This is a genomic window from Paenarthrobacter sp. CM16, assembly GCF_013179505.1.
Lineage (GTDB): Bacteria > Actinomycetota > Actinomycetes > Actinomycetales > Micrococcaceae > Arthrobacter.
Map to the genome: position 1 here is coordinate 1 of NZ_JABMCX010000035.1, position 24,243 is coordinate 24,243.

Here is a 24,243-nt window from a genome sequence, read left to right on the forward strand (position 1 = left end):
ACCCGGACAAGCTCCGCGGCTTCGCCTCAGTGTCCCGGACGGCCACGAACACCCTGAACTCACACTTTGTCGCAGTCCGGAACGCCTGGAGCAGCTTCACAGCATCGTGTTCCTGGGTGACCATCGAAGCTGAATCTTTTGTTGCTGGTCTTGAGCGGCTGCTCGCCGCCAACGCAGCAGACGCCGATTGGATAGAGCAGGTCGCCACCGCATTCGAAACAGCCGGCAGCGGCTCTATCGCAGACAGCATGCTCAACGGGCTCTTCATCCAGTTCGCAGCACCAAACCTAGTGGGCTTGAACGACATCGGAACCACGAGTGCAGCGCAACTGAAGGTTTGGCTCGGTAATGGTGGCACCGCCCGGCTGCGGGAACTACTGACCCAACCAGGACTGGACCCCGTAGCTACAGCCACGTGGTGGTCTGGCCTCGGCCACACCGTCGATCGCATAACCGGCACAGTAACTATCGAGGAAGGGGGAAAACAGCAGCTCCTGATCGGTGCACTGCCGGACGTTATCGGTAACCTGAACGGTGTCACCGCGACCGCCAGGGACCTTGCCAACCGCATAAAGTTGCTGCAGATGCACGACTACTTGAAGAAGTACCGGGATGAGCACGGCGGAGACGTTGATGACGGCTCCCAGGAAGGCATGGTCAACAAAGTATGGGAATCGCTCTACGACAGCGAGGGCGGCCGAAAACAAATCCTCAGGATCCATCCGGCATCCGGCAACTGATCAGCTTCGCTCCCTTTGGTCTCGGGACAGGATCGGAGACTGGGTTCGGTGCATCTATTTCGGTGGGAGACCTTGACGCCGCCAAGCACGTCAGCTATCAGCTCCCCGGGCTGGACACCACCGTCGGCAAGGACATGGCATCAAAGACCAAGCAGGCCAATGATCAGCGGCTTGATCAACGCAAACTCGCCGGTTCCAACGGGCTGGATAAGAACCGGATTGCTGTCGTTGCCTGGATTGGTGTCGAGCCGGCCCAGGGTATGGGTGTGTTCAGCAACGACCAGGCAAAAGTCGTGGGTCCCGCCCTTCGCAACTACGCGACAGGAGTCAACGCCGTTCACCAAAACCTCGACAACGCAGCCATGACAACAGCCGTCGGGCACTCCATGGGTTCCCTCGGCGCCATGGAAGCAGCCAAAACCGAACTGCCGGTCGATAACCTCGTCCTCGTCGGGGACGTTGGGGCCCCTGATAACGTGACCTCCGTGAACGATCTCCACCTGAACCCCGGCGGCACCGTATACCGGGGAACCTACGACTGGGACCACGTAGCTGAAGTCGGGCATGGGCTCGGCTGGCAGCGTAAAAGCACCGCAGACCCGGGATTCGGCGCCGTCACCTTCGGCACGGACGGCGCCACAGGACCGGATGGTGCCACAGAACTCCCAACGAAAACCCACGACGGACAAACAGGCGGCAAGGACGGCATCTACGGGTACTTCGACAGGAGAACCCAGTCAAGCTATAACCAAGCCAGAATCGCCCTCGGCTTGAATGACCAACTCACGAAGGCGACACGATGACAACCATGCACCGCCCCCACTACAGGCGCATCCTTCCCGCCGCAGCCATCCTTCTAATCACCCTTGCAGGGTGCGGAACAACCCCTGGCACCCCACCTACCGGCACCGCGGAGCAAACCATGGAACCAGAACAAGCCCGCACAGAGTACTTCAACCTCTTCAACAAGATTCAAGCCCTCGCCCCCGGCGACTGGGATGTCGCGCCGCCCTCCGAATATCAAGGGGATGTCTGCCGGCTCCCGGACGGGTCTGACGGTACCCAATTCTCAATCGATACCAGTCGAAGTCCGCTGAGCCGGGAAGAAATGGACGCACTGCACGACAAGGCAAAAACTGTCTTCGTGTCCACGGGGTTCACTGTCAAGCAAGAATCCGATGCAGGCCCGAACTTCGTCAGACACACCGACGTGTTCGGGCCCGACAAATTCGTCATGGGGCTCACCACCGGAAAGTACGAAATAAACCTTGGCGGAAATACCCGTTGCGTTCCAGACCCGGAAGGCAAATTTCGCTAGGAAGCCATGACCACAACGCTCCGCCGCCGGAACTGGCGCGTCCTTCCCGCCGCGGCAATGCTTCTTCTCACTCTTGCAGGGTGCGCGGCAACGCCGAGCACCAATTCACCTACCAGCACCGCGGAGCAGGCCATGGACCCGGAAGAAGCCCGAACAGAGTACCTTGAACTCTTCAACAAGATTCAAGCTCTCGCCCCGGGCGACTGGACGAAAGTCACACCAGACAAAGCAGGGTGGGTCTGTGATCGTCCCCTCGGCACGGAAGGCACTCAGGTGTCTTTCGATACCAGTAGGAGTCCGCTGAGCCGGGAAGAAATGGACGCTTTGCACGACAAGGTCAAGACCTTGTTCGAGGCCACCGGGTTTAATCTGAGGCAGGAAATTGATGAAGGTCCGAACTTTGTCCGACACACCGTGGTCCTCGGGCCTGACAAGTTCTCTATGGCGTTCGGTACGGGCAAATACGGTATCACCCTCAGCGGGAATACCCGCTGCTTTGCCGACCCTGAAGGAAAATATCGCTAGGAAAGGTCACGCCACCTGCTGCGGGCCCTGCCATACTCAGCCGCTGCTGGAGCCCGCCAGAGGGGCGCGCAGGGTGCGGAGAAAGGTTGCTCAGACAACCAGGCATTGTTACTAACAGGGGTGGGTCGTGCCTAGGCCAAGAACGTGGTCAGCCAAGGGAAGGTCGCCCGGTCCAATCCACACACCCGTTACCCCGTAGATAACTTTGTCCCCTGCAAAATGTAGCTTGTGCACGGCGGGCTCCTACCTGCCAAGGCAAGTGTTCCCCGCAGCCGTGAATCTGCTGCGGGGAACACTGGCTGGATTAACCCAAGCGGGCTACTTCACCGACGTCAGGTAGTTCGCCAACGTGGGCGTGATGCGGGTGCCCGAGTTGGAGCTTCCGCCGTTGGTGTGGATTGCCATGATGGTGTTGGAGCTGTTGTAGACGGGTGCACCGCTCTGCCCACCAAAGGTATCCATCTTGTAGTAGACCTTCTCAGTGGTGGTGGTCTCGATGGGGCCGGTCATGGACCACATGGTGCCGAAGGCCTTGTCTCCCGGGTAGCCACGAACGGTCACGTTGGTGCCATTCAGGCTGGCGGTGGTGCCGGTGTAATTCAACCAGCCGGTGGTGTTGCCGATGGTGCAGTCGAGCTTGATAACGCCCCAGTCAGCGTTGGTATTGGCAGAATCGATCCATCGCTGATCAGTGTAGATCTTGGTAGCACCACAGGTGCCGTAGGGGTCGGTAGAACCGTTCCGGCCGGGAGCTACTTTGACGCCCCAGGAGTAGTCGGCCTCGGAGCCTGTTCCACCCTCATGGACACAGTGACCCGCCGTCAGCACTGTGTCGTCGGAAATCAACGCACCGGAGCAGATGTAGCCGCCGTTGAACTCGATCTGGACTATTGAACGGTTGGGAGCAGCCGTCGTGTTGGTGATACGCACCCGGCCATCAGCGCCGATGACTGAATCTGTGGAAGCGCCACCGTTCTTTGAAGGTGCGGCAATCGTATACTTGTCGGCCAAAGGTGAAGCCGCCGATCCTGAAACCTGTGACGGGTCCACCGTGTGCGATACAGGCTGGACCTCGGCGGCAGCTGTTTGCGGCGTCGACTCTGACGCTGTTGCGGCTCCGCCAAGCGAGGACGTCAAAGCCATCACTGCAGCTCCGACCAGCAAAGCAACGTTCTGCTTTTTCATGGGTACCTTTCAAGGGACGGCTCTCAGCGAACCGTGCAAGGGAATTGATACACATGTTTCACATGTGCATGACAAAACTGTCATACACACGTGAATGTTCTGTCAAGATGCTGGGAGCTCAATCTCAAAAAGAAAATCCCCGGGACCACCAGGTCCCGGGGATTCACTTGATAATGAGGCTAGCGCTGGACCGCGCCGAACCGTTCGGCGGCAACGGCAACAGCGGCGGCTCGAGCCTCAGAAGCCTCATCGGCCGTCAGGGTACGGTCGTCGGCACGGAAACGGAGGCCGAAGGCCAGCGACTTCCTGCCTTCCTCGATCCCGGGGCCAACGTAGACGTCGAACAATGCGACGTCCTCGAGGAGTTCCCCGGCACCTTCGCGCAGTGCCGAAAGGACCTGATCTGCCGGCACATCCTGAGGGACAACCAGAGCAACGTCCTGCGTCGCCACCGGGAATCCGGAGATGTGCTTGGCCACGATCACATCAGCCGCAGCCTCGAATAGTGCTTCCACGTTGATCTCGAGTGCCACTGAACGTGCAGGCATATCGTGTGCAGCCAGCAGCTTCGGGTGAAGCTCACCTGCGTATCCAACAACATCTCCGTTGCGCAGCGCGAGCTGAGCTGCGCGGCCCGGGTGGAAGGCCTGGTGACTGCCCTGGCTGACTACCAGTTCCACACCGAGCACGCCGGCAATAAGGCGGGCAACGTCCAAGGCGTCGGCCCAATCCCACGCGCGGGGCGTGTGGGTAGCCGCGGCAGGAGAATCATGGCCGGTGAAAACAGCGGCGATGTGCAGCGGCTGGGGCGGGACGCCGTCGTACAGTGCATCCAGAACCTCATCCGAAGGCTTGACGCCCAGCGGCGGAATGGAATCCGTGCCGAGCGTTTCGCCCGGGAGGAAGACCGAACCTGCTTCATAAAGAGCCAGGTCGCGGAAGCCGCGCGAGTGGTTGCGACGGGCAACCTCGATCAAGCCCGGGAGGATGGACGTGCGAAGGAAACCTTGCTCTTCGCTGATCGGGTTTGCCAGCTTCAACGCCGGACGCGCTGCTCCTTCAGCAGCAACACCGAAAATGTCGTTGGCTGCCTTGGACACGAACGGGTAGGACAACACTTCGGTGAGACCGGCATCAGCCAACGCCTGAACAACACGGCGCTTCTGCTGCTGGCTGCGGCTCAGGCCACGGCCCGGAGGCGCCACGGGGAGGGTTGACGGGATGTTGTCGTATCCCACCAGCCGGGCGATTTCCTCGGAGAGGTCCTCCTTGGTTTCAAGGTCGTTGCGCCAGCTGGGAGCCGTCACCAAGTAGCCGTTGGCGGTCTTCTCCACGGCGGCCCCCAGATCCACCAGCGACGTGGTGATCTGCTCTTCAGTGAAGTCGATACCAATCCGTGCCGCGGCAAATTCTGCCGGCAGCTCGATGGTGACAGCGTCAGGGGCGGTTCCGACGTCGGTCCCGGCCTCATCTGCCGTGCCCCCGGCGAGCTCCACCAACAGGTCCACGACGCGCTGCGCGGCAATGTTGGCGATGTGCCAGTCAACCCCGCGCTCAAAGCGCTTGGAGGCTTCGGACGGCAGCTTGTGGCGGCGGCGGGAACGGGCAATCGACACTTCGTCGAAGTGTGCGGCTTCCACCAGGATGTTCGTGGTGGAATCGGACACCTCAGTGTGGGCACCACCCATGACGCCGGCGATACCGATGGCGCCGGAGTCATCGGTGATCAGCAGGTCCTCGACGTCGAGCGTGCGCACCTTGTCATCGAGGGTTGTGATCTTCTCCCCCGCCACGGCACGACGCACCACGATGTCGCCTGCGAGCTTATCGAGGTCGTAGCAGTGGTTCGGCTGGCCGAGCTCAAGCATGACGTAGTTGGAGATATCAACGGGCAGCGAGATGGACCGCACGCCTGCCAGTCGGAGGCGCGAGGACATCCACGGCGGCGTGGGACGGGAAGCGTCCACACCTCGTACCGTGCGGGCCACAAAGCGGTCGCAGCCGGGCTTGCCGTAGATGGGAGCGTCGTCGTTGAGCTTGACGCCGTAGCCGCCCTGCAGGGTGGCCGGAGCCGAGACCTTGGACGCGGGATCCACGAAGGTGGTTCCAGTGGCGTGGGCGTACTCGCGGGCGACGCCACGGATGGAGAATGCGTAGCCGCGATCCGGGGTGACGTTTATTTCCGCTGCCTGGTCGTACAGACCCAACAGTTCCATGGCGTCGGCGCCGATTTCGGGGTCCAGGCCGATGCTTGAGAGGACCAGGATGCCGTCATGGTCATCGCCGATTCCCAGCTCGCGGACAGAAGCGATCATGCCCGCAGACAGATGACCGTAGGTCTTCCGTGCAGAGATCTGGAAGTTTCCAGGCAGCACTGCACCGGGGAGGGTGACAACCACTTTGTCGCCCTCAACAAAGTTGTGCGCACCACAGATGATGCCCTGAACGCCGGAAGGATCAATGCCCTTGCCGGTGAGGGTCTGTTCCTGTCCCTCGGGAACCACCCGGACCTGGCACCAGTTGATGGTCTTGCCATTGGTCTGCGGTTCCTTGACCAGGCTCAGGACCTGGCCCACCACAACGGGGCCCGTGAGCTCGTCCGTGGGACGGTGGACTTCTTCTTCTTCAAAACCGACCTTGACCAGGTCAGCCATGACGTCTTCGGCCGTAGCATCGGCCGGAACCTGCGCGAATTCACGCAGCCAGGAAAGTGGGATACGCACTGTTAGATCTCCATCCCGAAGTGCTCGCTGAAACGTACGTCGCCTTCGATCATGTCGCGCATGTCGCCAACCTCGTTGCGGAACATGAGCGTGCGCTCGATGCCCATGCCGAAAGCAAAACCTGAATAGATGTCCGGATCGATTCCGGCTGCCCGGAGGACGTTGGGGTTGACCATGCCGCAGCCACCCCATTCGATCCAGCGGGGACCGCCCTTGGCACCCGGGTGCCAGATGTCCAGTTCCGCGGAAGGCTCGGTGAACGGGAAGTAGTTGGGGCGCAGGCGGATGGAGGCTTCGTCGCCGAACATCTGGCGGGCGAAGTGCTCCAAGGTGCCGCGCAGGTCGGCCATGCTGAGGTTCTTGTCGATCGCAAGACCCTCGAACTGGTGGAAGACCGGCGTGTGCGTGGCGTCGAGTTCGTCCGTGCGGAACACCTTGCCCGGGCACAGCACGTAGATGGGAACTTCGCGTTCCAGCATCGAGCGGACCTGCACAGGCGAGGTGTGCGTGCGCATGAGCAGGTGGGCCTCGGGAGGCTCCACGAAGAACGTGTCCTGCATTTCGCGGGCAGGGTGGTCCGGCTTGAAGTTCAGGGCGTCGAAGTTGAACCACTCGGACTCGACCTCGGGCCCTTCAGCGATTTCCCAGCCCATGCCAACAAAGATGTCCGAGACGCGGTCCTGCAGCGTGGACAGCGGGTGGCGTGCACCTGCCCGGCGTCGACGCGGAGCGGCGGTGACATCCACGGTTTCTTCGACCAGGATGCGGGCGTCGTTCTCGGCCTCGAGAACCTCGGTCCGGGATGCGAGCGCCTGGTTGACGCGGCCACGGGAGGACCCCATGAGCTTGCCGGCCGCAGCCTTGTGCTCCTTGGCGAGCCCACCGATTTCACGGTTGGCAAGGCTCAGCGGCGACTTCTCGCCGGTGTGGGCGAGACGGACCGCCTTGAGTTCTTCGAGGGAGGAAGCGGCTGCTATTGCAGCAACGGCGTCCTCGACGGCAGCGGTGATGGCGGCTTCATCCAGCGGGTTCGGGATGGCAGCGCCTGACAAAGTTTCAGTCATCTACTGTTCTTAGCTACGAGTAGGGAGCGGCCGGCAAGGCAGGCCTGCAAAACGAAAGGGCAGTGCTCGCCGCGGACGGCAGGCACTACCGTTCAGTCTAGTTGAACGTCACGGATGGGATTCAACGTGCCCATCCGCCTGGGGTCTAGCATTGGCCTCATGATGCCCGCGCACCGCCTCAGGCAGCTCGCCAACGTCGTGAACCTGTCCACGCCCTTGGGACTGATGGTCGCCGTCGCGTCCCGAACCACCGTCTCCCGCGGGCCGCGTGGACTCCTGATCGCGGCCGGCTATGGCTGGAAGCTCCCTCATGCGGGGGCATTCACACTGGGCAACGTCATTCTCTACCGGGCACCCCACGGAGTTGCCGGCAGCAATCCTGTATTGCTGGGCCACGAGGAACGGCACAGTACCCAATACGCGTATTGCCTGGGCTTGCCGTTCCTTGCCTTCTACGGAATCGCCGCCGGTTGGTCCATGCTCCGCAGCGGCAATCCGGCGTTGAACAATTTCTTTGAACGTCAGGCCGGGCTCGCGGCGGGCGGATACATTGACAAGGACCACCATCGGCAGGGCAACACTGCCGGCAAGGGAAATGAGGCCTCATGAAGCGAACCATCACTGTTACCGGTACTGCGAGCGCCAAAGCGGTTCCAGACTTGGTCACATTAACCTTGGGGGTGGAAACGCGCAGGGAAACAGCCGGGCAGGCATACGACGACGCCGGCAAGGCGGCTGTCGCTGTAGCGGCCAGTTTGCGGGAAGCCGGTGTCACTGATGTCGACCTGCGGACCAGCGGACTGAATCTGCGGGCCGATCTGGTGTGGGTTGAAGGCCAAGGGCAGAAGGTGGCGGCATATGTTGCATCCACCAACCTGCAGGTGGGGATCCGATCCCACGCTGATGCTCCGGCGGCCATCGCTGCCGCTGTTGCGGCCGGCGGTGACGACATCAGGATCAATGGAATCGAACAAGGTTTCGCCGATTCGACCTTGGTGACCACACAAGCGCAGGAAGCGGCCTGGCAGGACGCCCTGGCACGCGCCGAACAGTACGCGTCCCTGGCCTCAGCCCGCTTGGGCCAGGTCAAGTCCATAACCCAGGAACCAGTACATGGCGCCCCGATACCGCTGGGCGGGATGGTCAGGGCATCGTTCTCCGCTGAAGCGCTGCCGGTGGAAGCCGGGGAGTCCTCGGTTACTGCCAGCGTTACCGTGGAATGGGAGCTCCTCTAGTGGATACTGCCAGCACTCAAGGCAGCATCCACCTTCGTCCCTAGGGCGGTCCGGACCACGACGGCGAGTCCCTCCGCTGCGGCTTCCAGGGGCATGCTTGGGGTTCCGCTTTCCGGGGATACCTGGTCCGGAAGATACGGAATGTGCACGAAACCTCCGCGGACGTCAGGGGTCGATGCGAGCAGGTGCATCAAGGCGTAGAAAACGTGGTTGCACACGTACGTACCTGCGGATTGGGATACCTCGCCTTTGATTCCTGCGATCTGGAGGTCCCGTAGTGCGGCCTTGATGGGCAAGGTGGAGAAGTATGCCGCCGGGCCGCCCGGGACAACTTCCTCGTCCACAGGCTTTTGGCCTTTGTTGTCGGGGATCCGTGCGTCATCGCAGTTGATGGCCACCCGTTCCAGGGATATCCGGGCCCGGCCACCAGCCAGGCCCACACAGAGCACAAGGTCCGGTTTGATGGTGGCAAGTGCTTCGCTGAGTGCTGTGGCCGACTCACCGAAGATGCAGGGCAGCTCGCGGGCTTCGACCTCGATCCCCTCGGCCCGGAGGATTTCCTGCGCGCGGCGCACGGCATGCCAGGAAGGATTGACATCGTCCTGGCCGAAAGGTTCAAAGCCGGTCAGCAGAATCATGGGGCAACCCTAGCAACGCCCGGCTGGGTATTAGAGACGTCAGGCCCCGGGTCCTTGACATCCATTCGAACATACATTCGAATAGAGACCATGAGATGGGACGCACAAGCACTGTCACCTACCCGTGGACCGGCGTCCGACGACGGCGGCACTTCAGCTCCAGGCCCTGCCCCGGCCATGGATGCGCTACTGCCGCTGGCCGGGCTGGTGCGTTCCATCTCGACACCCGAATTCTCCGGAGTCACCTTTCATGAGGTCACCGCAAAGTCAGTGCTCAACAAGGTGCCTTCGGGTTCGGCCATGCCGTTTGAGTGGACCGTGAACCCTTACCGTGGCTGCAGCCACGCGTGCGTCTACTGCTTCGCCCGCAAGACCCACACATACTTGGAGTTCGACGCCGGACGGGACTTTGATTCCCAAGTGGTAGTGAAGATCAATGCCGCCGAAGTATTGCGAAGGGAACTGGCCAAGCCGTCGTGGGGACGGCATCAAGTTGCTTTGGGAACCAACACCGATCCCTACCAGCGAGCCGAAGGCCGCTACGCCTTGATGCCCGGGATCATCCGTGCGCTCGCGGACTCGGGAACACCATTTTCCATCCTGACCAAGGGCACCCTGCTGGCAAGGGACATCCCCCTGCTCAAGCACGCTGCCACCGTGGTCCCTGTGGACCTGGGCATTTCGCTCGCGATGACCAATGAGGATCTCGCCGAGTTGGTGGAACCCGGCACGCCCTCACCCCGGGCACGGCTCAAACTCATCTCACGGCTCAGGGATGCCGGATTGGGATGCGGCGTTATGGCGATGCCCATCCTGCCCTGGCTGACCGATTCGGACGAAGCCCTTGATTCCTTGTTCAGCGAACTCGCCAAGGCCGGCGCCACCGGAGTCACCGCAGGAGCCCTGTACCTAAAGCCGGGAACGCGGGAGTGGTACATGAAGTGGCTGGCCGGCCAGCACCCCGAACTGGTCGGAAAGTACCGCCGCCTCTACGGACAGGGCTCTTACGTCTCCAAGGAATACAGCACCTGGTTGACCGGCCGGATCACCCACTTCAAGGCAAAGTACGGCTACACGAGGACCTCCGGGTTCAGCCATCGCAATGCCCGCCCGCAGGCTGCCGAAAACCGCCTGGGCGGTGTTTCCGTGCCCGGGCAGCAGCCACTCTTCTGAGCTGATTCAACAGCCACGGAGGCACTCCCCTGCAGCGTTATCCAGCGGTGCTGCTACGCAGCGGTGACCACCCGGTTCAGCAAGGCCCTGACAATCGGAAAGTCTGCCGGGATCCACGGAAGGCCGAGCGCTTGGTGGTCGTCCTCCACGGAAACCCATCGAAGTTCATCGTGGTCTTCCAAGGGCGCAGGCTCCCCGGCCACAAGTTCCGCGAACCAAACACGCATCACGGCCCTTTCATTGAGGACCCACCCATCAGGACGACCCGACTCCAACTCCGCCCCGAGCCGAACCTCAATGCCGAGCTCTTCTGCGAGTTCCCGGTGGAGGGCGGCCTCTGCAGCTTCGCCGGCTTCTACTTTTCCTCCGGGAAATTCCCACATCCCTGCAAACTGAGGCGGTGCCGAGCGGCGCGCGGCAAGAAGGCGCGTAGGTGCTTCCAAGGAGTCGACGATCGCGGCTCCAACAACGTTTACCAGTGCAGTCACTCCCCCAGTCTAGGGGCGGCCGCCTGATGGGCATCATCACATTCCGACGCTAAAGGACAAGCACGGCACTAAGCTTGTTATCGGATTTTCTCCAGATTTCCCAGCCGCAAGGCACACCCTAAGAAACAGGATTATGACTACCACCGTGTCCCCGTCCATCGCCGCCAAAGCATCAAAGCGCCACCTTGGCATGGCCATTCTGGCGTTGGCCATGGGCGGATTTGCCATCGGCACCACCGAGTTCGCCATGATGGGCCTGCTGAAGGAAGTGGAGGAGGGACTCGGCATCAGCACGCCCGAGGCAGGAAACCTGATCTCGGCCTACGCCCTGGGTGTGGTTATCGGTGCACCAATCTTCGCCGCGTTCGGAGCCAAGCTCCCCAAAAAGCATCTGGCACTTGGACTCATGCTGTTCTTGTCGCTGGCGAACCTGACCTCTTTTGTCGCACCGGACTACGGCTTCATGTTGCTCTCACGCTTCGCCTCGGGCCTTCCGCACGGAGCCTTCTTCGGCGTGGCGGCAGTCATCGCCGCCGGGCTGGTTGCCCCCACCAAGCGCGGATGGGCGATTTCCATGGTGATGGCCGGCCTCACGGTGTCCAACGTCATTGGTGTCCCCTTGGCCACGTGGGTGGGACAGACGTTCGGGTGGCGGCTGCTGTTCGTCATTGTTGGTGCCATCGGGCTGCTGACTGTTGCCATGGTGTGGAAGTTCGTACCCTTCGAAGCAGCACACCCCGATGCCAGTATCCGGCGTGAACTGGGTGCCCTCAAGCGCCTGCAGGTTTGGCTTGCCCTGCTGATCGGCATCATTGGCTTTGGCGGGTTCTTTGCCGTCTACACCTACATTGCCCACACCATGACGTCCGTGGCAGGCATTCCGGAGAGTCTCATTCCTGCTGTCGTGGCCCTTTACGGCCTCGGCATGGTGGTAGGCAACATCATCGGCGGACGCATTGCGGACAAGTCGGTCATGGGAACCATCTACTGGGTCATGCCGGGCATCGCCGTGGCGCTGGTGGTCTACGCCGTAGCAGCGCATTGGGCCTGGGCGGCATTCATCATGGCGTTCGTTGTTGGTGGCGTCGGTTCAATGCTGACCCCCGCATTGCAGACCCGCCTGCTGGACGCTGCGCCGGGCGCCGCGTCCCTGGCCTCCTCGTTGAACCACTCCGCCCTCAACATCGCCAATGCCTTGGGAGCCTTCCTGGGCGGCACCGTGATCGCGTGGGGCTGGGGTTACGTCGCTCCTGCCCTTGTGGGCGCTGTGCTGGCCATCCTGGGGCTCGGCGTCGCCCTGATCAGCGGCCTGCTGGAACGCAAAAGACCGCTGAACGGCTGAGACAAAGAAGCCTGTGGGCTACGTCAGCCCAACCCAGGGGCTTGGACGCGTTCGATGTCCGGCTCCAGGTAAATGACCCTCGCAATGGGGACGGCCGCGCGGATCCGCTGTTCGGTGTCGTCGATCCCCTTGGCTATCTCCTGGCCCGTCTCAGTGGCCCCCATGGAAATCTTGGCGGCCACCAGGAGTTCCTCCGGGCCCAAGTGCAGCGTCTTGAGGTGGATGATGCGCGTTCCGTCCGCTTCCAACGCTTCGGTAATGCGCTGGACGTCCTCTTTGGTTGCCGATTCCCCCAGCAACAGGGACTTGGTCTCCACGGCCAAGACCACGGCGATGGCCACCAGCAGGAGACCGATCATGGCTGTACCGAGGGCATCCCAGACACCATTTCCGGTAACCAGCGTCATGCTCACACCGAACAGCGCGAAGAGCAAGCCAAGGAGTGCACCAAAGTCCTCCAAGAGGATGACAGGAAGTTCCGGTTGTTTGGCGTTGCGGACAAACTTAACCCATGACTGCTTGCCGCGGATGTGGTTCGACTCGATGATCGCTGTCCTGAACGAAAACGACTCAGCGATGATGGCACCCACCAGAACTGCCAGCGGGACCCACCAGAAAGCCCCCTCAATGCCATGGGGGTGTTGGAACTTCTCCCAAGCCTCGTACAGGGCAAACAGGCCGCCAACACTGAACAGCACAATCGAGACAATGAACGCATAGATAGCATTGACGATGATGCTGTCAGGAAGAACGCCACGAACTTCAAGACAGCTATGGTCAAATTGGCAGCGAGAGCCGCCACAATCGCTTTGGTACCGCCACCTGCAGCCACGAAAGCTTCACCTCTTCGGGTTCGGAAAGTAAGTCATGAGCCAAGAAGAGTCGTCGTCGTCTGATCCCGCATGCATTAACGTACCCGGCGCCGCAGTGTTTAGACATTCCCCACTATGGCGCCCTGCTGGGAACGTGCACTGGCATACAGGCACACAGTGGCGGCCGTGCCGAGGTTCAAACTCTCAGCCGACCCGTAGACGGGGACAGCCACCCGATGGTCGGCAAGTGCCAACTCATGGTCCGACAAACCTTGCGCCTCGTTGCCGAAAAGCCACGCTGTGGGTGCCTCCAGCGCGTAGTCCGAAGCAACGGAACCGTTTCCAAGCCTCCGGGCAGCATTTTCATCCTGAAGCTTGTCCAGGTTCACGGTCCCGTAACCATCAGCGGCCAGGATGCCAATACCGCGTTCCCTGCACCGCTCCACGAGGTCTTGAACATCCACTCCCAGCACCACCGGAAGGTGGAACAGCGAACCGGCAGTGGACCGGACGGCTTTGGGGTTGTAAATATCCACGCTCGAGCCCGTCAGGACCACGGCATCAGCACCGGCCGCGTCAGCTGCGCGAAGGACCGTGCCCGCATTACCAGGGTCCCGGACCTGGCACATGACAGCGATCAGCCGGGGGCCGGCGTCGAGCACTGAGTCCAGGGTGACGTCCACAAAACTGCACACAGCCACGATCCCTTGCGGATTGACTGTGTCTGCCATGGCGGCCAGAACTTCGTCACTGGCCAGCCGGAGCGGCGTCCCCTGCGCGAGATCGGCGAGTTCCGGAAGACGGTCCAGGCACGCTTCGCTGGCAAACACTTCATGCACGACGGCGGGACCTCCCGCCGCACTGCGCTCACGGTGGAGGCTCAACGCCTCGCGCACCGATTGGGGACCCTCTGCCAGGAATCGTTCGCGTTTTAAACGCGCCGGGCGCCCGGCAAGCTTGGCGACGTCCCTCACCCGATCTGCTCGGGGGTTGGTCATCGGAAAGTCTTGCGGGCGCCCGGTTTGGTTCATATAAAGAACTTTAGTGGCAGTTGCGACTAGTTCTTGATCTGCTGGCGTGCTTCGCCACCTGCAGGCTCAAAGCCGGCAGCCTTTGCAGCCTCAACGGTGGAGAACCAGTACTCAGCAGCCGTGGTGTTGTACCAGGTGGAACCCGGAACGTGGTACTTCTTGGACTCGGCGTTGCCCTTGATGGCGTAGCCTTCCGGAGCCTCATCGCCATCAGCGGCAACTGCGCCCTCGATGGCCGGCTTCTCGGAAACAACAGCCTTGACAGCCGTCGCCGTAGCGGCCGCCGGAGCAACCTTTGCAGCCTTCGGAGCAGCAGCAGCCTTGGGAGCAGCCTCAGCCTTGGCGGCCGGAGCGGACGTGTCAGCCGGAAGTGCAGCCTTGGCAACGTTCACCAGAGCGGCGAAAGCGTTGGCGTCAGAGACAGCCAGCTCGGCCAGCATGCGGCGGTCAACCTCAACCTCAGCGGCCTTCAGGCCCTGGATGAGACGGTTGTAGGTGAGGCCGTTGGCGCGGGATGCAGCGTTGATGCGCTGGATCCAGAGGCGACGGAAGTCACCCTTCTTCTTACGGCGGTCACCGTAGCTGTACACAAACGAGTGCAGCAGCTGCTCTTTGGCCTTACGGTACAGGCGCGAACGCTGACCGCGGTAACCCTTGGCGCGTTCGAGGACAACCCGGCGCTTCTTGTGGGCGTTTACCGCCCGCTTCACACGTGCCACGTGCGTACTCCTTCAGAAATCTTTATCCCAAGCTGCTACTGCCGGAAACCCGGCCGGCCTGAGAAGGCTTTTGGTGTAGTCGGCCACTGCCGGATGGCAGTAACCAAAGAACTTGGAACTTAGACGCCGAGCATCTTCTTGATGACCTTGGCATCGCCCTTGAAGACGAGCTTGTCGCCGGCAAGGCGACGGGTCAGCCTGGAGGACTTGTGCTCCAGGTAGTGACGGCGGTTGGCCTGCTGGCGCTTCAGCTTGCCGGTACCGGTCAGCTTGAAGCGCTTCTTAGCACCGCTGTGGGTCTTCATCTTCGGCATGGGAACCGATCTCCTTACGTATCCACGGACGAGTCCGCGATTCTTTCGCGCAGCCGGCCTGCGAGGGCCGGCGTGCTGGTTGCTTGCCGGTGGAGGCGGGGCCTCCGCGGCGTTGAACTAGTTGGTCTTGCGTGATGCAGGCTTCGGTGCGGCCTTGGGGGCCGCGGGCCGAGCTGCCGGCTTGGGAGCTGCCGGCTTGGCCATGGGCTTCGGAGCCGCAGGAACAGCGGGCTTCGGAGCGGCCGGAACCACAGGCTTCGGAGCAACAGCCGGGGCGGCCTTCGCAGCCGGAGCCTTTTCGGCCGGAGCCTTTTGGGCCGGTGCAGCCTTTGCAGGCGCCGCCTTTGCCGGTTCAGCCTTGGGAGCCGGGGCTTCCTTGACTACGGGTGCTTCTTCGACAACAGGTGCTTTTTCAACAACAGCTGCTTTTTCAACAACAGGTGCCGGAGCTTCCTCTGCAACAGGGGCTTGCTCGACTTCCACTGCCTCTTCAGCCACCGGGGCGTCTTCAACAGCCGGAGCCTCTTCGGCTACTGCTGCTTCAACCTCGGGAGCCTCAGCAGTTTCCTGCGTAGTCTCTTCTTCGGTTGCCAGCAGGCCGGCCGGAAGAAGGTCACCCAGGCTCTGCGTCAGGGGAGCCTGGTCACCATTGGTGTCCACGCGTCCGGACGCCTTGGCCTCGTTCTGGGCCTTGGCCTCAGCACGCTGGGCGGCACGGCGGGCTTCTGCCTTCGCTTCGGCCTTGTTCTTCAGCGGGCCGATCACCATGACCATGTTGCGGCCATCGATGCGAGGGCTGGACTCAACGATGCCAACCTCGGCAACATCTTCGGCAAACTTCTGGAGCAAGCGAATGCCCATCTCAGGACGCTGCTGCTCACGACCGCGGAACTGGATCATGGCCTTGACCTTGTCACCGGCACCGAGGAAGCGAAGCGCGTGGCCGCGCTTGGTTTCGTAGTCGTGCTTGTCGATCTTGAGGCGGAAGCGAATTTCCTTCAGAACCGTGTTGGTCTGGTTCTTACGGGCTTCGCGGGCCTTGACTGCAGCCTCGTACTTGTACTTGCCGAAGTCCATCAACTTGCAAACAGGAGGCTTAGCCTGCGGGGCAACTTCAACGAGATCGAGATCGGATTCGGCAGCAAGACGCAGCGCGTCCTCGATGCGGACAATTCCTACCTGTTCGCCGGCAGGGCCGACCAACCGCACCTCGGGGACGCGGATACGCTCATTGATTCTTGGCTCGCTAATGTTAAAGCTCCTGTGGTTGTGGTGATTTCACCGGCAAATAGAGAAGGCCCCCAATTGCTGGTGCAATCGAAGGCCTCGAAGATCGGCAGCACTTCCCCTTACGGGAAGTACGCACTGCGGGTGGCTGTGCCGCCCGAGTGTCCGACCAGGTACCCGGCAACCTCTTGTCCCCGAAGGGATCAGTCCCGGAAGGGAAACGGCTGACGCGGGTGGGAGAGAACTCCGCTTGCAAACTGAAAGACAATTCTACAGAAACAACCCGCCAAGCGCACATTGCACGCGGCGGGAGCATTACTGCTGATGTTGGCCGTGAACTTCCGGCCATGAATAACGACTTCCAGTCGGTCTGTGACAAGCTTACCAGTATGAGCACTGAAGACAGCAATTCCCGCAACTCCTACAGCGAAGACGCCACCCCTGCCGCCGATTCCGGCGTTTCCCAGCAGATCCGAGACATCGCTGAAGTACCGGCCGTGGAAGTCATCACCACTGGCGCCGTTCACCTGATGAGCGCAGCTGCCGTGAAGGTAGGCCTGGCGGATGACCCCAACGCCGAGGACCTCAAGGATCTCGACGAAGCCCGCAAGCTGATCACAGCCCTGGCGGGCCTTGTTTCAGCCGCTGCCCCGGAGATCGGATCCCAGCACGCAGGTCCGTTGCGCGACGGCCTTCGGTCACTGCAGTTGGCATTCCGCGAAGCCTCGCTCATCCCGGACGCCCCGGGCAAGGGCCCGGGCGAAAAGTTCACCGGACCGGTTAACTAGCCGCCCACTGCGCCAGGAATCACCGACGGCGGGTCGACCACATGTGGTCGACCCGCCGTCGTTTTTTCCTCAGTTTTGCCACATCAGACGCGTGCGGCCCGCCGTCGAAGGGAGGTCAGGACCAAGCCCGCAACACAGAGCAGGACGCCGGCTGAACCGATGGCCGCGAAACCAGCCGAGGGACCAACGGCGTCGATGAAGACCCCGGCCAAGGGAGCGCCGAGCGCAACGCCTGCCGTAAGGGCAGAGCCGTACCAGCCCATGGCTTCGCCTCGGCGTTCCTCATCCACGAGGTCGGCCACCTTTTCAGAGGAAGCGGACAACACAGGCGCGCAGAGCAAGCCTGGCAGCAGTGACAGGAAGGCCAAGGTCCAGGTGTCTTGGGCAAAACCCATGGGGATGGTCAGTGCGGCCATGCCCAACAGCAGCAACATCGGTGAAATGGACCGCTTCATGGAGCCATAGATCAGCCCGCCAACTACGGATGAGGCGCACCAGAAGAAGAACACGATGCCAATCTCGTTTTCATGCCCGCCACGCTCCAGCAAGCCCACGATGCTCACGTCCGAGCCGCTGAGCACCATGCCGGATCCTGCCGCCACCGCGAAAAGTGCAGCGACGGAAACAGTGAACCAGGTGAAATTCCTCGCGACCCGGCTCCTGAGAGCTGCGCTGCGAGACGTTGGCGAGGACATTTCGGAGGCAGCTTCCTGGACATGGGCCGGCGCGGAAGCCACCATCGCCGCCTCGGCAGCAGCAAGGTCGGCAGCAGCACGATCCGCGGACTCCTCAGGTGTGCAAGCCGTTTCGCTTCGCGTTGGCGGGTTGAACCACATCAGGAAAAGGCCAGCCACGGAAACTGAGATGCCCACCGCCGTCAGGCCGATCGCCGAGTGGCCGCTTGTGGCAACAATGGCGCCAACGGCAGGACCAATCATGAAGACAAGTTCCGTTGCGATGGAATCAAGGGCGAAGGCAGACCGACGCTGCTCGCCCTCCACCATGACACCCAGCGATTGCCGCACAACACTGAAGATCGGCAGGGTAAAGAGCCCGCCGACGAAGACCAAGGGCAAAAGCCACTCATAGGAAACGTGCGGGACGATGGACCAGATCACGGTTTCGGAAACCACAGACGGAATCAGGGCCTTCCGCAAGCCCACCATGTCCACCCTTCGGCCACGCCACGGCGCGCCCAAGGCAATGCCAATGGTCATCACAGCCGCTGCTGCGCCTGCCGCTGCATAGCCTTGGCCCAAGGTCAGGACGATGTGCAGGGTGAGGAGGACGCCGGCCGCAGAATGCGGAATACGGGCGATCATGCCTACTACCAGCAAGCGCCGGACAGGGCGGATGGACAGCATCTCTTTGTAGAGAGCGAAGTTCACTGGCTGAATCCTCTTGTTCCCCCGGGGCAGACCGGGAAAACCGGCTGCCGTTAGAGCGGCCCAGGCTCCTGTGCCGCACGCTGCAATTTCACTTCAATGGAGTCAACGCCCTCAGCGAAGGAATCCATCCGCGCCCACGCCTCATTAAGTTGGGCCACCAGCGTTTGAACAGCCACAGCATCGAGGCCGTCTTCGAGGTAGAGCACCACCCGCAACTCCGGACCCGACCCACCGCCGGACACTGTCCGGCCATCAGCTGTCAACGATGCGACGCCTGCGCCGGGTTGCGTCTCAAGCCGGCGGACGGTCCGGAAGGCTGACACTGTTGAAGCGAGAGCAGACTCCAGTTGATCATCAAGGTATGACGGCGTCCAGTCCCGCTGTTGGGCCAGGGCCCACATGGCCGGGCGGCGGACCACGAACGTGAAGTCCGACCCCGGATCCAAAACCAGCAACTGCGCGCCTTCGGAGACCGCGGAAAGAGCAGCGCGGGCCGCGTAAACCGCTACGGGACGGGCCTCGCCATGCCAAGCCTCCAGTGCCGCAGCAGAGGTAAAGACAGGCATGGCCTTCCGGCCATCGGGCGCCTTGAGTGTGACCAATGCCATATCAGCCTGCTTGTCGGCGTGCAGCCCGTCAACGCCCTCCGCGTCCTCAGCCAACTGAGCTACAACGGGGACAAACACCCTTGCAGCAGCAAGCGAGGCAACAACATCGGCCTCAGTTCCGGTTCCGTCGACCAGCGCGGCAACAGCGGTGAGGTATCCGGCGTCGGCGGTGCCGTCGTCGTCCTCGAAATTGTGGATCCTGGCGTCGTCCCCACTGAGGCTCCTGCCGGCCCACGGCTGCCCTGCAGAGTCGGCCGCTCCCCCGGCACCGGCCAATGCGGCGGCGATATGCCCTGGGAGGTGGCGGCCGCCAGCTGCGTGGCCTTGGCTACCGTCCTGATGTCCGGTGTCGTGGGGCATCAGCGACGACCGGCAACGTCCAGGGCTTCAGGCAGCGTGAAGGCACCGGCATACAGAGCCTTGCCCACAATCGCACCCTCTACACCCAGCGGCACAAGTTCACGCAGGATGCGCAGGTCCTCCAGGCTGGAAATGCCACCGGAGGCCACAACGGGCTTTCCGGTCTTTTCCACCATCTGGCGCAACAGCTCCACGTTAGGGCCCTGCAAGGTTCCATCCTTGGTGACATCGGTGACCACATAGCGTGCGCAGCCGGCATCCTCGAGGCGGGCCAGGACCTCCCAGAGGTCGCCACCTTCCTTGGTCCAGCCGCGCCCTGCGAGCGTGGTGCCGCGAACATCGAGTCCGACGGCGATCTTGTCACCAAAGCGGTCAATGGCCCTACGGGTCCAATCAGGGTTCTCCAGCGCTGCCGTTCCAAGATTCACGCGCGCCACGCCCAATTCCAGCGCACGCTCCAACGATTCGTCATCGCGCAAGCCGCCGGACAGTTCCACCTTGACGTTCAACTGCTTCACTACTTCGCTGATGAGGTCAGCGTTGTTGCCACGGCCGAACGCGGCATCAAGGTCCACCATATGAACCCATTCAGCACCGGCATTCTGCCAGTTCAAGGCTGCTTCCAGGGGTGTTCCATAGCTGGTTTCCGAGCCGGCCTCCCCTTGGAGGAGGCGGACTGCCTGGCCGTCAACGATGTCGACGGCGGGCAGGAGTTCCAGCACTGGCTGGGTGGAGGTGGTCATGTGGGTCCTTGGAGTTCGAGGTTTGACTCGGGTTGTGGGTGACCGGCTCAGTTACCGGGCAGCGTCAGGAGGTAAGCAGCCAGCAAGGACAACCCCGCCAGAACATAGAAAGAGATGGGTACCCAACGGGGCTTCTTTTGCTGGTGAAACGAAATGCCTCCACCCACCAGAACGCCCGCCAGGCCCATGAGAACAACAGACCACATCTAGGCCGCACCGCTTCCAGTAGCTTCCGCCGCTGGAGTGCCCGGCTTTTTCAGGCCGTCCACCCAGTTCCGCAGCAGTCGGGCGCCGGCATCGCCGGACTTCTCCGGGTGGAACTGCGTTGCGCACAGAGGTCCGTTTTCCACGGCGGCAATGAAACGCGCGCCGTGCTCGGACCACGTCACCTGGGGCGGGGCCATGCGCGGCTGCACAACGTCGAAGTTCCACTCCTGCACACCATAAGAGTGCACAAAATAGAAACGCTCGTTCTCCACACCGGCAAAAAGTTTGGAACCTTCCGGGACATCCACGGTGTTCCAGCCCATGTGCGGCACAACGGGGGCAGGCAGGAGTTCCACCTTGCCTGGCCACTCAGCCATGCCCTCGGATTCCGTGCCGTGTTCAACACCGGCTTCAAAGAGGACCTGCAAACCGACACAGATGGCCAGCACGGGGCGGCCACCGGCTACCCGGCGTCCGATCATCCGGATGCCATCCACGGCTTTGAGTTCCTTCATGACGGTCTCAAAAGCGCCAACGCCCGGAACCACCAAGCCGTCGGCATTGAGCACGTCTTCAGGCTTGGCGCTGAGCACCACGTGCGCACCGGCCCGCTCCAAGGCCCTCACAGCGGACCGTACATTGCCCGAACCGTAGTCGAGCACCGTTACCGTGGGCTTGCCTTCCGGGGACTCGGGCTTGACCAACGCGGTGGTGTCGGCCACTGCCCCGTCCTTGAGTACTTGTCCGCTCACAATGCCCCCTTGGTGGACGGAATGCCCTCAACCCGGGGATCCGATTCCACTGCGGCACGCAGTGCCCTGGCAAAGGCCTTGAATTGAGCTTCGACAATGTGGTGGGGATCGCGGCCGGCAAGGACGTTCATGTGCAAGCAGATGCCTGCGTGCAGCGTGATGGCCTCGAAGACGTGCCGGGTCAAGGAGCCGGTGAAGTGACCACCAATGAGGTGGTACTCCTGCCCGGCGGGTTCACCCCCGTGGACCAGGTAAGGCCGCCCGGAAACATCCACGACGGCATGGGCCAGGGCTTCATCCAACGGAACCGTGGCTTCGCCAAAGCGACGAATGCCGGCCTTGTTGCCCAAAGCGGTGCGCAGGACCTCGCCGAAGGTGATGGCCACGTCTTCCACCGTGTGGTGGGCGTCAATGTGGGTATCGCCTGTGGCTTTGACGGTCATGTCAATCAGCGAGTGCTTGCACAGGGCAGTCAGCATGTGGTCATAGAACGGTACGGAGGTGCTGATGTCCGAGACACCGGTCCCGTCCAGGTTGATCTCCACCAGGACCGAGGATTCGCTGGTGGTGCGCTCCATGCGCGCAGTACGGGCAGCGGACGGCGTGGCGCCGGTTTCGCTCATTGGGACGTCCTTATACACGAAGAGTGGGGTGGGTCTATGGACAAGTTTAGGCGGGCTGTGGCGCCTGGCCATCCAGCAGCGCTTCCAGCGCCTCGAGGAATGCCGTAGTTTCCGGTTCGGTTCCCGCGGTGACCCGCAAGTGGCCCGGAATACCGACATCGCGAATCAGCACTCCGGCATCAAGCAGGCCCTGCCAGATAGCGTGCGGGTTCTCGAGCCCACCGAAGAAGACATAGTTCGAGTCCGAAGCCGCAGGCTTTAATCCCATACGCAGGAGTTCGGTCACAATGCGGTCGCGCTGGACCTTAATGTCCTCAACGTCGGCCATGAGGGCTTCGCGGTGGTTGAGCGCAGCCAGGGCGGTTGCCTGAGTGACAGCGGATAGGTGGTACGGGAGGCGGACCAGCCTGATGGCGTCCGTAACCTCGGGAGCTGCAGCCATATAGCCCAGCCGGGCGCCGGCCAGGGCGAACGCTTTGCTCATGGTGCGGGAGACGATCAAACGCTCGCGTCCGGGCAGCAGCGTCAGCGCACTCGGAGTGTTGTCGTGCGCGAACTCGTGGTAGGCCTCATCGACGATCACTATGGCACGGCTCGCTTCGCCGGCCTCGTAAACGGCCTCGACGACGTCAAGGGTCAGCCCTGTACCTGTGGGGTTGTTGGGTGAGCACAAGAAAACAATGTTGGCGCCCGTATCCCGGACCTGCGCGGCGGCTGATTCTGCATCCAGTCCGTAGTCGTCAGCCCTGATGCCGCTGACGTATTCCGTATCAGTGCCACTGGCAAGCAAGGGGTACATGGAGTACGTGGGCGGGAATCCCAAGGCTTTTCGTCCGGGGCCGCCAAACGCCTGGAGGATCTGTTGCAGAACCTCATTGGAGCCATTGGCCGCCCAGATGTTGTCCGGGGTGAGGTTGTGGCCGAGGTATTCGGCCAGGGACTCGCGAAGTTCCGTAAACTCCCGGTCCGGGTAGCGGTTGAGGCCGGTGGCGGCAGCAGCTACAGCTTCCGTGATGGCCGCCTGCACGTCGGCAGGGACGCCATGGGTGTTTTCGTTGACGTTGAGCAAAATGGGGACGTCAAGCTGCGGTGCGCCGTAAGGGCTAAGTCCACGCAGGTTGGTCCGGAGGGGTAGTCGGTCTAGTCGCTCAAGCTGGTCACTCACCAAGACAGTTTAAGGGGCTGCCGGGACTGCCGACTAACTGTGACGCGGGGCGGCCGGCTCACATACCGACGGTAGGAACTAATTCGCCGGCACGAACAGCTGCTGACCGGGCTGGATACGGCCCCCACGGAGGTCATTGAGCTGGATGATCTCAGCGATGACGTCGCGGGGATCCCGCTCAGGAGCAGCGGCCCCGGCAATGCCCCAGAGCGACTGTCCCGGCTGGACCGTCACGGTGATGGCGACGGGCGGCTGCAGTTGCGCCTGCGAATCCGAAGCTTTGGCAGGTGAGGTAATGAAGCCTGCAAGGCTCAGCAATGCGGCAACCAGCAGCATGGCCGGGATGCCGAAGAAGACCATCCGCCCCCGTCGGGTCAGGCGCAGGCGCGCCGGCGCCTGGGTGGTGCGGAAATCAGCGAACGTAGTGATTGCGGACATGAGCTGAGCCCTTCTGAGCTATTGCCGTGCGCCGGGTGCCGGCACATGGCTGCCAATTCTGTGTGTTCCCCTGCCCCGGCGCCGCCTGTTCGAACACTTCGTTCGAACATCCAACGTCTGGAGCAGATTTATAGAACACATATTCGAACCTTGCTATGACATTTTTAGCACTTATCAACGAACGGTGTCGAGACTCGCTAGAACAAATGTTTGATAAACGCCTGTGGCTGCCCTACGTTTGAGTGAAGAAACAGCACTGTTTCAGTGGAACAGGAGGGTCTGACATTTTTTGCAGACCCTGACGTCCCCGGGCACTCCGGGCGGAATGGAAAGGCATTGGCGAACATGGCAGCGAAAGCCACCGGCGGCGGGGCACCCCTGCGGAGCCAGCAGCCTCAAAAGAGTCCCAAGAGCCTGACCGTCCGGCAGAAGAAGATCCTGGAAACCATCCAGCGCTCGGTCAATGACAACGGCTATCCGCCCAGCATGCGTGAGATTGGCGACACCGTTGGCCTGGCAAGCCTGTCCAGCGTCACGCATCAGCTTTCCCAGTTGGAGAAGCTTGGCTACCTCCGCAGAGACCCCAAGCGTCCGCGCGCCATGGAAGTCCTTATGCCGCTGACTTTGGATGGTGGAC

General features: G+C 61.9%; 26 protein-coding genes and 1 pseudogene. 10 read left to right on the forward strand and 17 right to left on the reverse strand.

Features of this window, described 5'->3' with window-relative positions; translation table 11 throughout:
- The 4 genes from HP499_RS04745 to HP499_RS04760 form a co-directional block, all read left to right on the forward strand.
- A partial coding sequence (locus tag HP499_RS04745; RefSeq protein ID WP_216659743.1) for a hypothetical protein occupies positions 1-740 on the forward strand: 740 nt, incomplete at its 5' end.
- Between the two features lie 62 nt (positions 741-802).
- Positions 803-1,543, forward strand: a complete 741-nt coding sequence (locus tag HP499_RS04750; protein ID WP_172322771.1) for an alpha/beta hydrolase — start codon at positions 803-805, stop codon at positions 1,541-1,543.
- 119 nt (positions 1,544-1,662) lie between these two features.
- Positions 1,663-2,058: a hypothetical protein gene (locus tag HP499_RS04755; RefSeq protein WP_172322772.1), complete on the forward strand. Its 396-nt coding sequence runs from the start codon at positions 1,663-1,665 to the stop codon at positions 2,056-2,058.
- Positions 2,059-2,190: 132 nt separating this feature from the next.
- Complete coding sequence (locus HP499_RS04760) at positions 2,191-2,583, forward strand: hypothetical protein (protein WP_216659744.1); 393 nt, start codon at positions 2,191-2,193, stop codon at positions 2,581-2,583.
- Positions 2,584-2,901: 318 nt separating this feature from the next.
- Here the strand turns inward: HP499_RS04760 and HP499_RS04765 are convergent, their stop codons facing one another.
- The 3 genes from HP499_RS04765 to pheS all read right to left on the reverse strand — a co-directional run bounded on the left by HP499_RS04765 (position 2,902) and on the right by pheS (position 7,555).
- Positions 2,902-3,768 (reverse strand): serine protease, encoded by an 867-nt coding sequence (locus HP499_RS04765; protein ID WP_172322774.1) that lies wholly within the window; start codon positions 3,766-3,768, stop codon positions 2,902-2,904.
- Between the two features lie 179 nt (positions 3,769-3,947).
- Positions 3,948-6,491, reverse strand: a complete 2,544-nt coding sequence (pheT, locus tag HP499_RS04770) for a phenylalanine--tRNA ligase subunit beta (RefSeq protein WP_172322775.1) — start codon at positions 6,489-6,491, stop codon at positions 3,948-3,950.
- A 2-nt stretch (positions 6,492-6,493) separates the two neighbouring features.
- Positions 6,494-7,555 carry a phenylalanine--tRNA ligase subunit alpha gene (pheS, locus tag HP499_RS04775; protein WP_172322776.1) on the reverse strand — a complete coding sequence of 354 codons (1,062 nt, stop codon included), beginning with the start codon at positions 7,553-7,555 and terminating at the stop codon, positions 6,494-6,496.
- A 159-nt stretch (positions 7,556-7,714) separates the two neighbouring features.
- On the opposite strand from pheS, the gene HP499_RS04780 reads away from it, so the two are divergent.
- Both HP499_RS04780 and HP499_RS04785 read left to right on the forward strand, forming a co-directional pair.
- Entirely contained in the window at positions 7,715-8,164 is a 450-nt protein-coding gene (locus tag HP499_RS04780) for a hypothetical protein (protein ID WP_172322777.1), read from the forward strand.
- Positions 8,161-8,790: an SIMPL domain-containing protein gene (locus HP499_RS04785; protein ID WP_172322778.1), complete on the forward strand. Its 630-nt coding sequence runs from the start codon at positions 8,161-8,163 to the stop codon at positions 8,788-8,790. The genes HP499_RS04780 and HP499_RS04785 overlap by 4 nt, the downstream gene beginning before the upstream one ends.
- Here HP499_RS04785 and pcp read toward each other — a convergent pair.
- Complete coding sequence (gene pcp / locus HP499_RS04790; RefSeq protein WP_172322779.1) at positions 8,787-9,428, reverse strand: pyroglutamyl-peptidase I; 642 nt, start codon at positions 9,426-9,428, stop codon at positions 8,787-8,789. The two genes, HP499_RS04785 and pcp, sit on opposite strands and share 4 nt — an antisense overlap.
- Positions 9,429-9,518: 90 nt before the next feature.
- Here pcp and HP499_RS04795 point away from each other — a divergent pair, with 90 nt between their 5' ends.
- Positions 9,519-10,601 carry an Rv2578c family radical SAM protein gene (locus HP499_RS04795; RefSeq protein WP_172322780.1) on the forward strand — a complete coding sequence of 361 codons (1,083 nt, stop codon included), beginning with the start codon at positions 9,519-9,521 and terminating at the stop codon, positions 10,599-10,601.
- A gap of 53 nt (positions 10,602-10,654) precedes the next feature.
- On the opposite strand, the gene HP499_RS04800 is transcribed toward HP499_RS04795, so the two are convergent.
- The gene (locus HP499_RS04800; RefSeq protein WP_172322781.1) at positions 10,655-11,089 is read right to left on the reverse strand and encodes a (deoxy)nucleoside triphosphate pyrophosphohydrolase; all 435 of its coding nucleotides are present in this window, start codon (positions 11,087-11,089) and stop codon (positions 10,655-10,657) included.
- Between the two features lie 133 nt (positions 11,090-11,222).
- Between HP499_RS04800 and HP499_RS04805 the strand changes: the two genes are divergently transcribed.
- Positions 11,223-12,431, forward strand: coding sequence for an MFS transporter (locus tag HP499_RS04805; RefSeq protein WP_172322782.1), 1,209 nt, complete (start codon positions 11,223-11,225; stop codon positions 12,429-12,431).
- 23 nt (positions 12,432-12,454) lie between these two features.
- Here the strand turns inward: HP499_RS04805 and HP499_RS04810 are convergent.
- From HP499_RS04810 to infC, 5 genes and pseudogenes are all read right to left on the reverse strand, one after another.
- Positions 12,455-13,263 (reverse strand): annotated as a pseudogene (locus HP499_RS04810) (cation diffusion facilitator family transporter).
- Between the two features lie 99 nt (positions 13,264-13,362).
- Positions 13,363-14,274 carry an RNA methyltransferase gene (locus HP499_RS04815; protein ID WP_172322783.1) on the reverse strand — a complete coding sequence of 304 codons (912 nt, stop codon included), beginning with the start codon at positions 14,272-14,274 and terminating at the stop codon, positions 13,363-13,365.
- Between the two features lie 26 nt (positions 14,275-14,300).
- The gene (gene rplT, locus HP499_RS04820) at positions 14,301-14,993 is read right to left on the reverse strand and encodes a 50S ribosomal protein L20 (RefSeq protein WP_172322784.1); all 693 of its coding nucleotides are present in this window, start codon (positions 14,991-14,993) and stop codon (positions 14,301-14,303) included.
- A 119-nt stretch (positions 14,994-15,112) separates the two neighbouring features.
- The gene (rpmI, locus tag HP499_RS04825; RefSeq protein ID WP_011774324.1) at positions 15,113-15,307 is read right to left on the reverse strand and encodes a 50S ribosomal protein L35; all 195 of its coding nucleotides are present in this window, start codon (positions 15,305-15,307) and stop codon (positions 15,113-15,115) included.
- Positions 15,308-15,424: 117 nt separating this feature from the next.
- A complete protein-coding gene (gene infC, locus HP499_RS04830; protein WP_375154238.1) occupies positions 15,425-16,516 on the reverse strand; it encodes a translation initiation factor IF-3 in 1,092 nt (363 codons plus the stop codon).
- Positions 16,517-16,923: 407 nt separating this feature from the next.
- On the opposite strand from infC, the gene HP499_RS04835 reads away from it, so the two are divergent.
- A complete protein-coding gene (locus HP499_RS04835; RefSeq protein ID WP_172322785.1) occupies positions 16,924-17,322 on the forward strand; it encodes a DUF1844 domain-containing protein in 399 nt (132 codons plus the stop codon).
- 83 nt (positions 17,323-17,405) lie between these two features.
- Here the strand turns inward: HP499_RS04835 and HP499_RS04840 are convergent, their stop codons facing one another.
- From HP499_RS04840 to HP499_RS04870, 7 genes are all read right to left on the reverse strand, one after another.
- On the reverse strand, positions 17,406-18,710 hold the full coding sequence (locus HP499_RS04840; protein WP_172322786.1) for an MFS transporter: 1,305 nt from the start codon (positions 18,708-18,710) through the stop codon (positions 17,406-17,408).
- Between the two features lie 50 nt (positions 18,711-18,760).
- Positions 18,761-19,678, reverse strand: coding sequence for an SseB family protein (locus tag HP499_RS04845; protein WP_172322787.1), 918 nt, complete (start codon positions 19,676-19,678; stop codon positions 18,761-18,763).
- On the reverse strand, positions 19,678-20,421 hold the full coding sequence (gene priA / locus HP499_RS04850) for a bifunctional 1-(5-phosphoribosyl)-5-((5-phosphoribosylamino)methylideneamino)imidazole-4-carboxamide isomerase/phosphoribosylanthranilate isomerase PriA (RefSeq protein WP_172322788.1): 744 nt from the start codon (positions 20,419-20,421) through the stop codon (positions 19,678-19,680). Before priA ends, HP499_RS04845 begins: the two co-directional genes overlap by 1 nt.
- A 206-nt stretch (positions 20,422-20,627) precedes the next feature.
- Entirely contained in the window at positions 20,628-21,380 is a 753-nt protein-coding gene (gene hisH, locus HP499_RS04855; RefSeq protein ID WP_172322789.1) for an imidazole glycerol phosphate synthase subunit HisH, read from the reverse strand.
- Positions 21,377-22,003 (reverse strand): imidazoleglycerol-phosphate dehydratase HisB, encoded by a 627-nt coding sequence (hisB, locus tag HP499_RS04860; protein WP_026541582.1) that lies wholly within the window; start codon positions 22,001-22,003, stop codon positions 21,377-21,379. Before hisB ends, hisH begins: the two co-directional genes overlap by 4 nt.
- Before the next feature lie 46 nt (positions 22,004-22,049).
- Complete coding sequence (locus tag HP499_RS04865) at positions 22,050-23,168, reverse strand: histidinol-phosphate transaminase (protein ID WP_172322790.1); 1,119 nt, start codon at positions 23,166-23,168, stop codon at positions 22,050-22,052.
- Between the two features lie 78 nt (positions 23,169-23,246).
- Complete coding sequence (locus tag HP499_RS04870) at positions 23,247-23,606, reverse strand: LysM peptidoglycan-binding domain-containing protein (RefSeq protein WP_172322791.1); 360 nt, start codon at positions 23,604-23,606, stop codon at positions 23,247-23,249.
- Positions 23,607-23,951: 345 nt separating this feature from the next.
- On the opposite strand from HP499_RS04870, the gene HP499_RS04875 reads away from it, so the two are divergent.
- The coding region (locus HP499_RS04875; protein WP_375154239.1) for a LexA family protein at positions 23,952-24,243 on the forward strand (292 nt) is incomplete at its 3' end.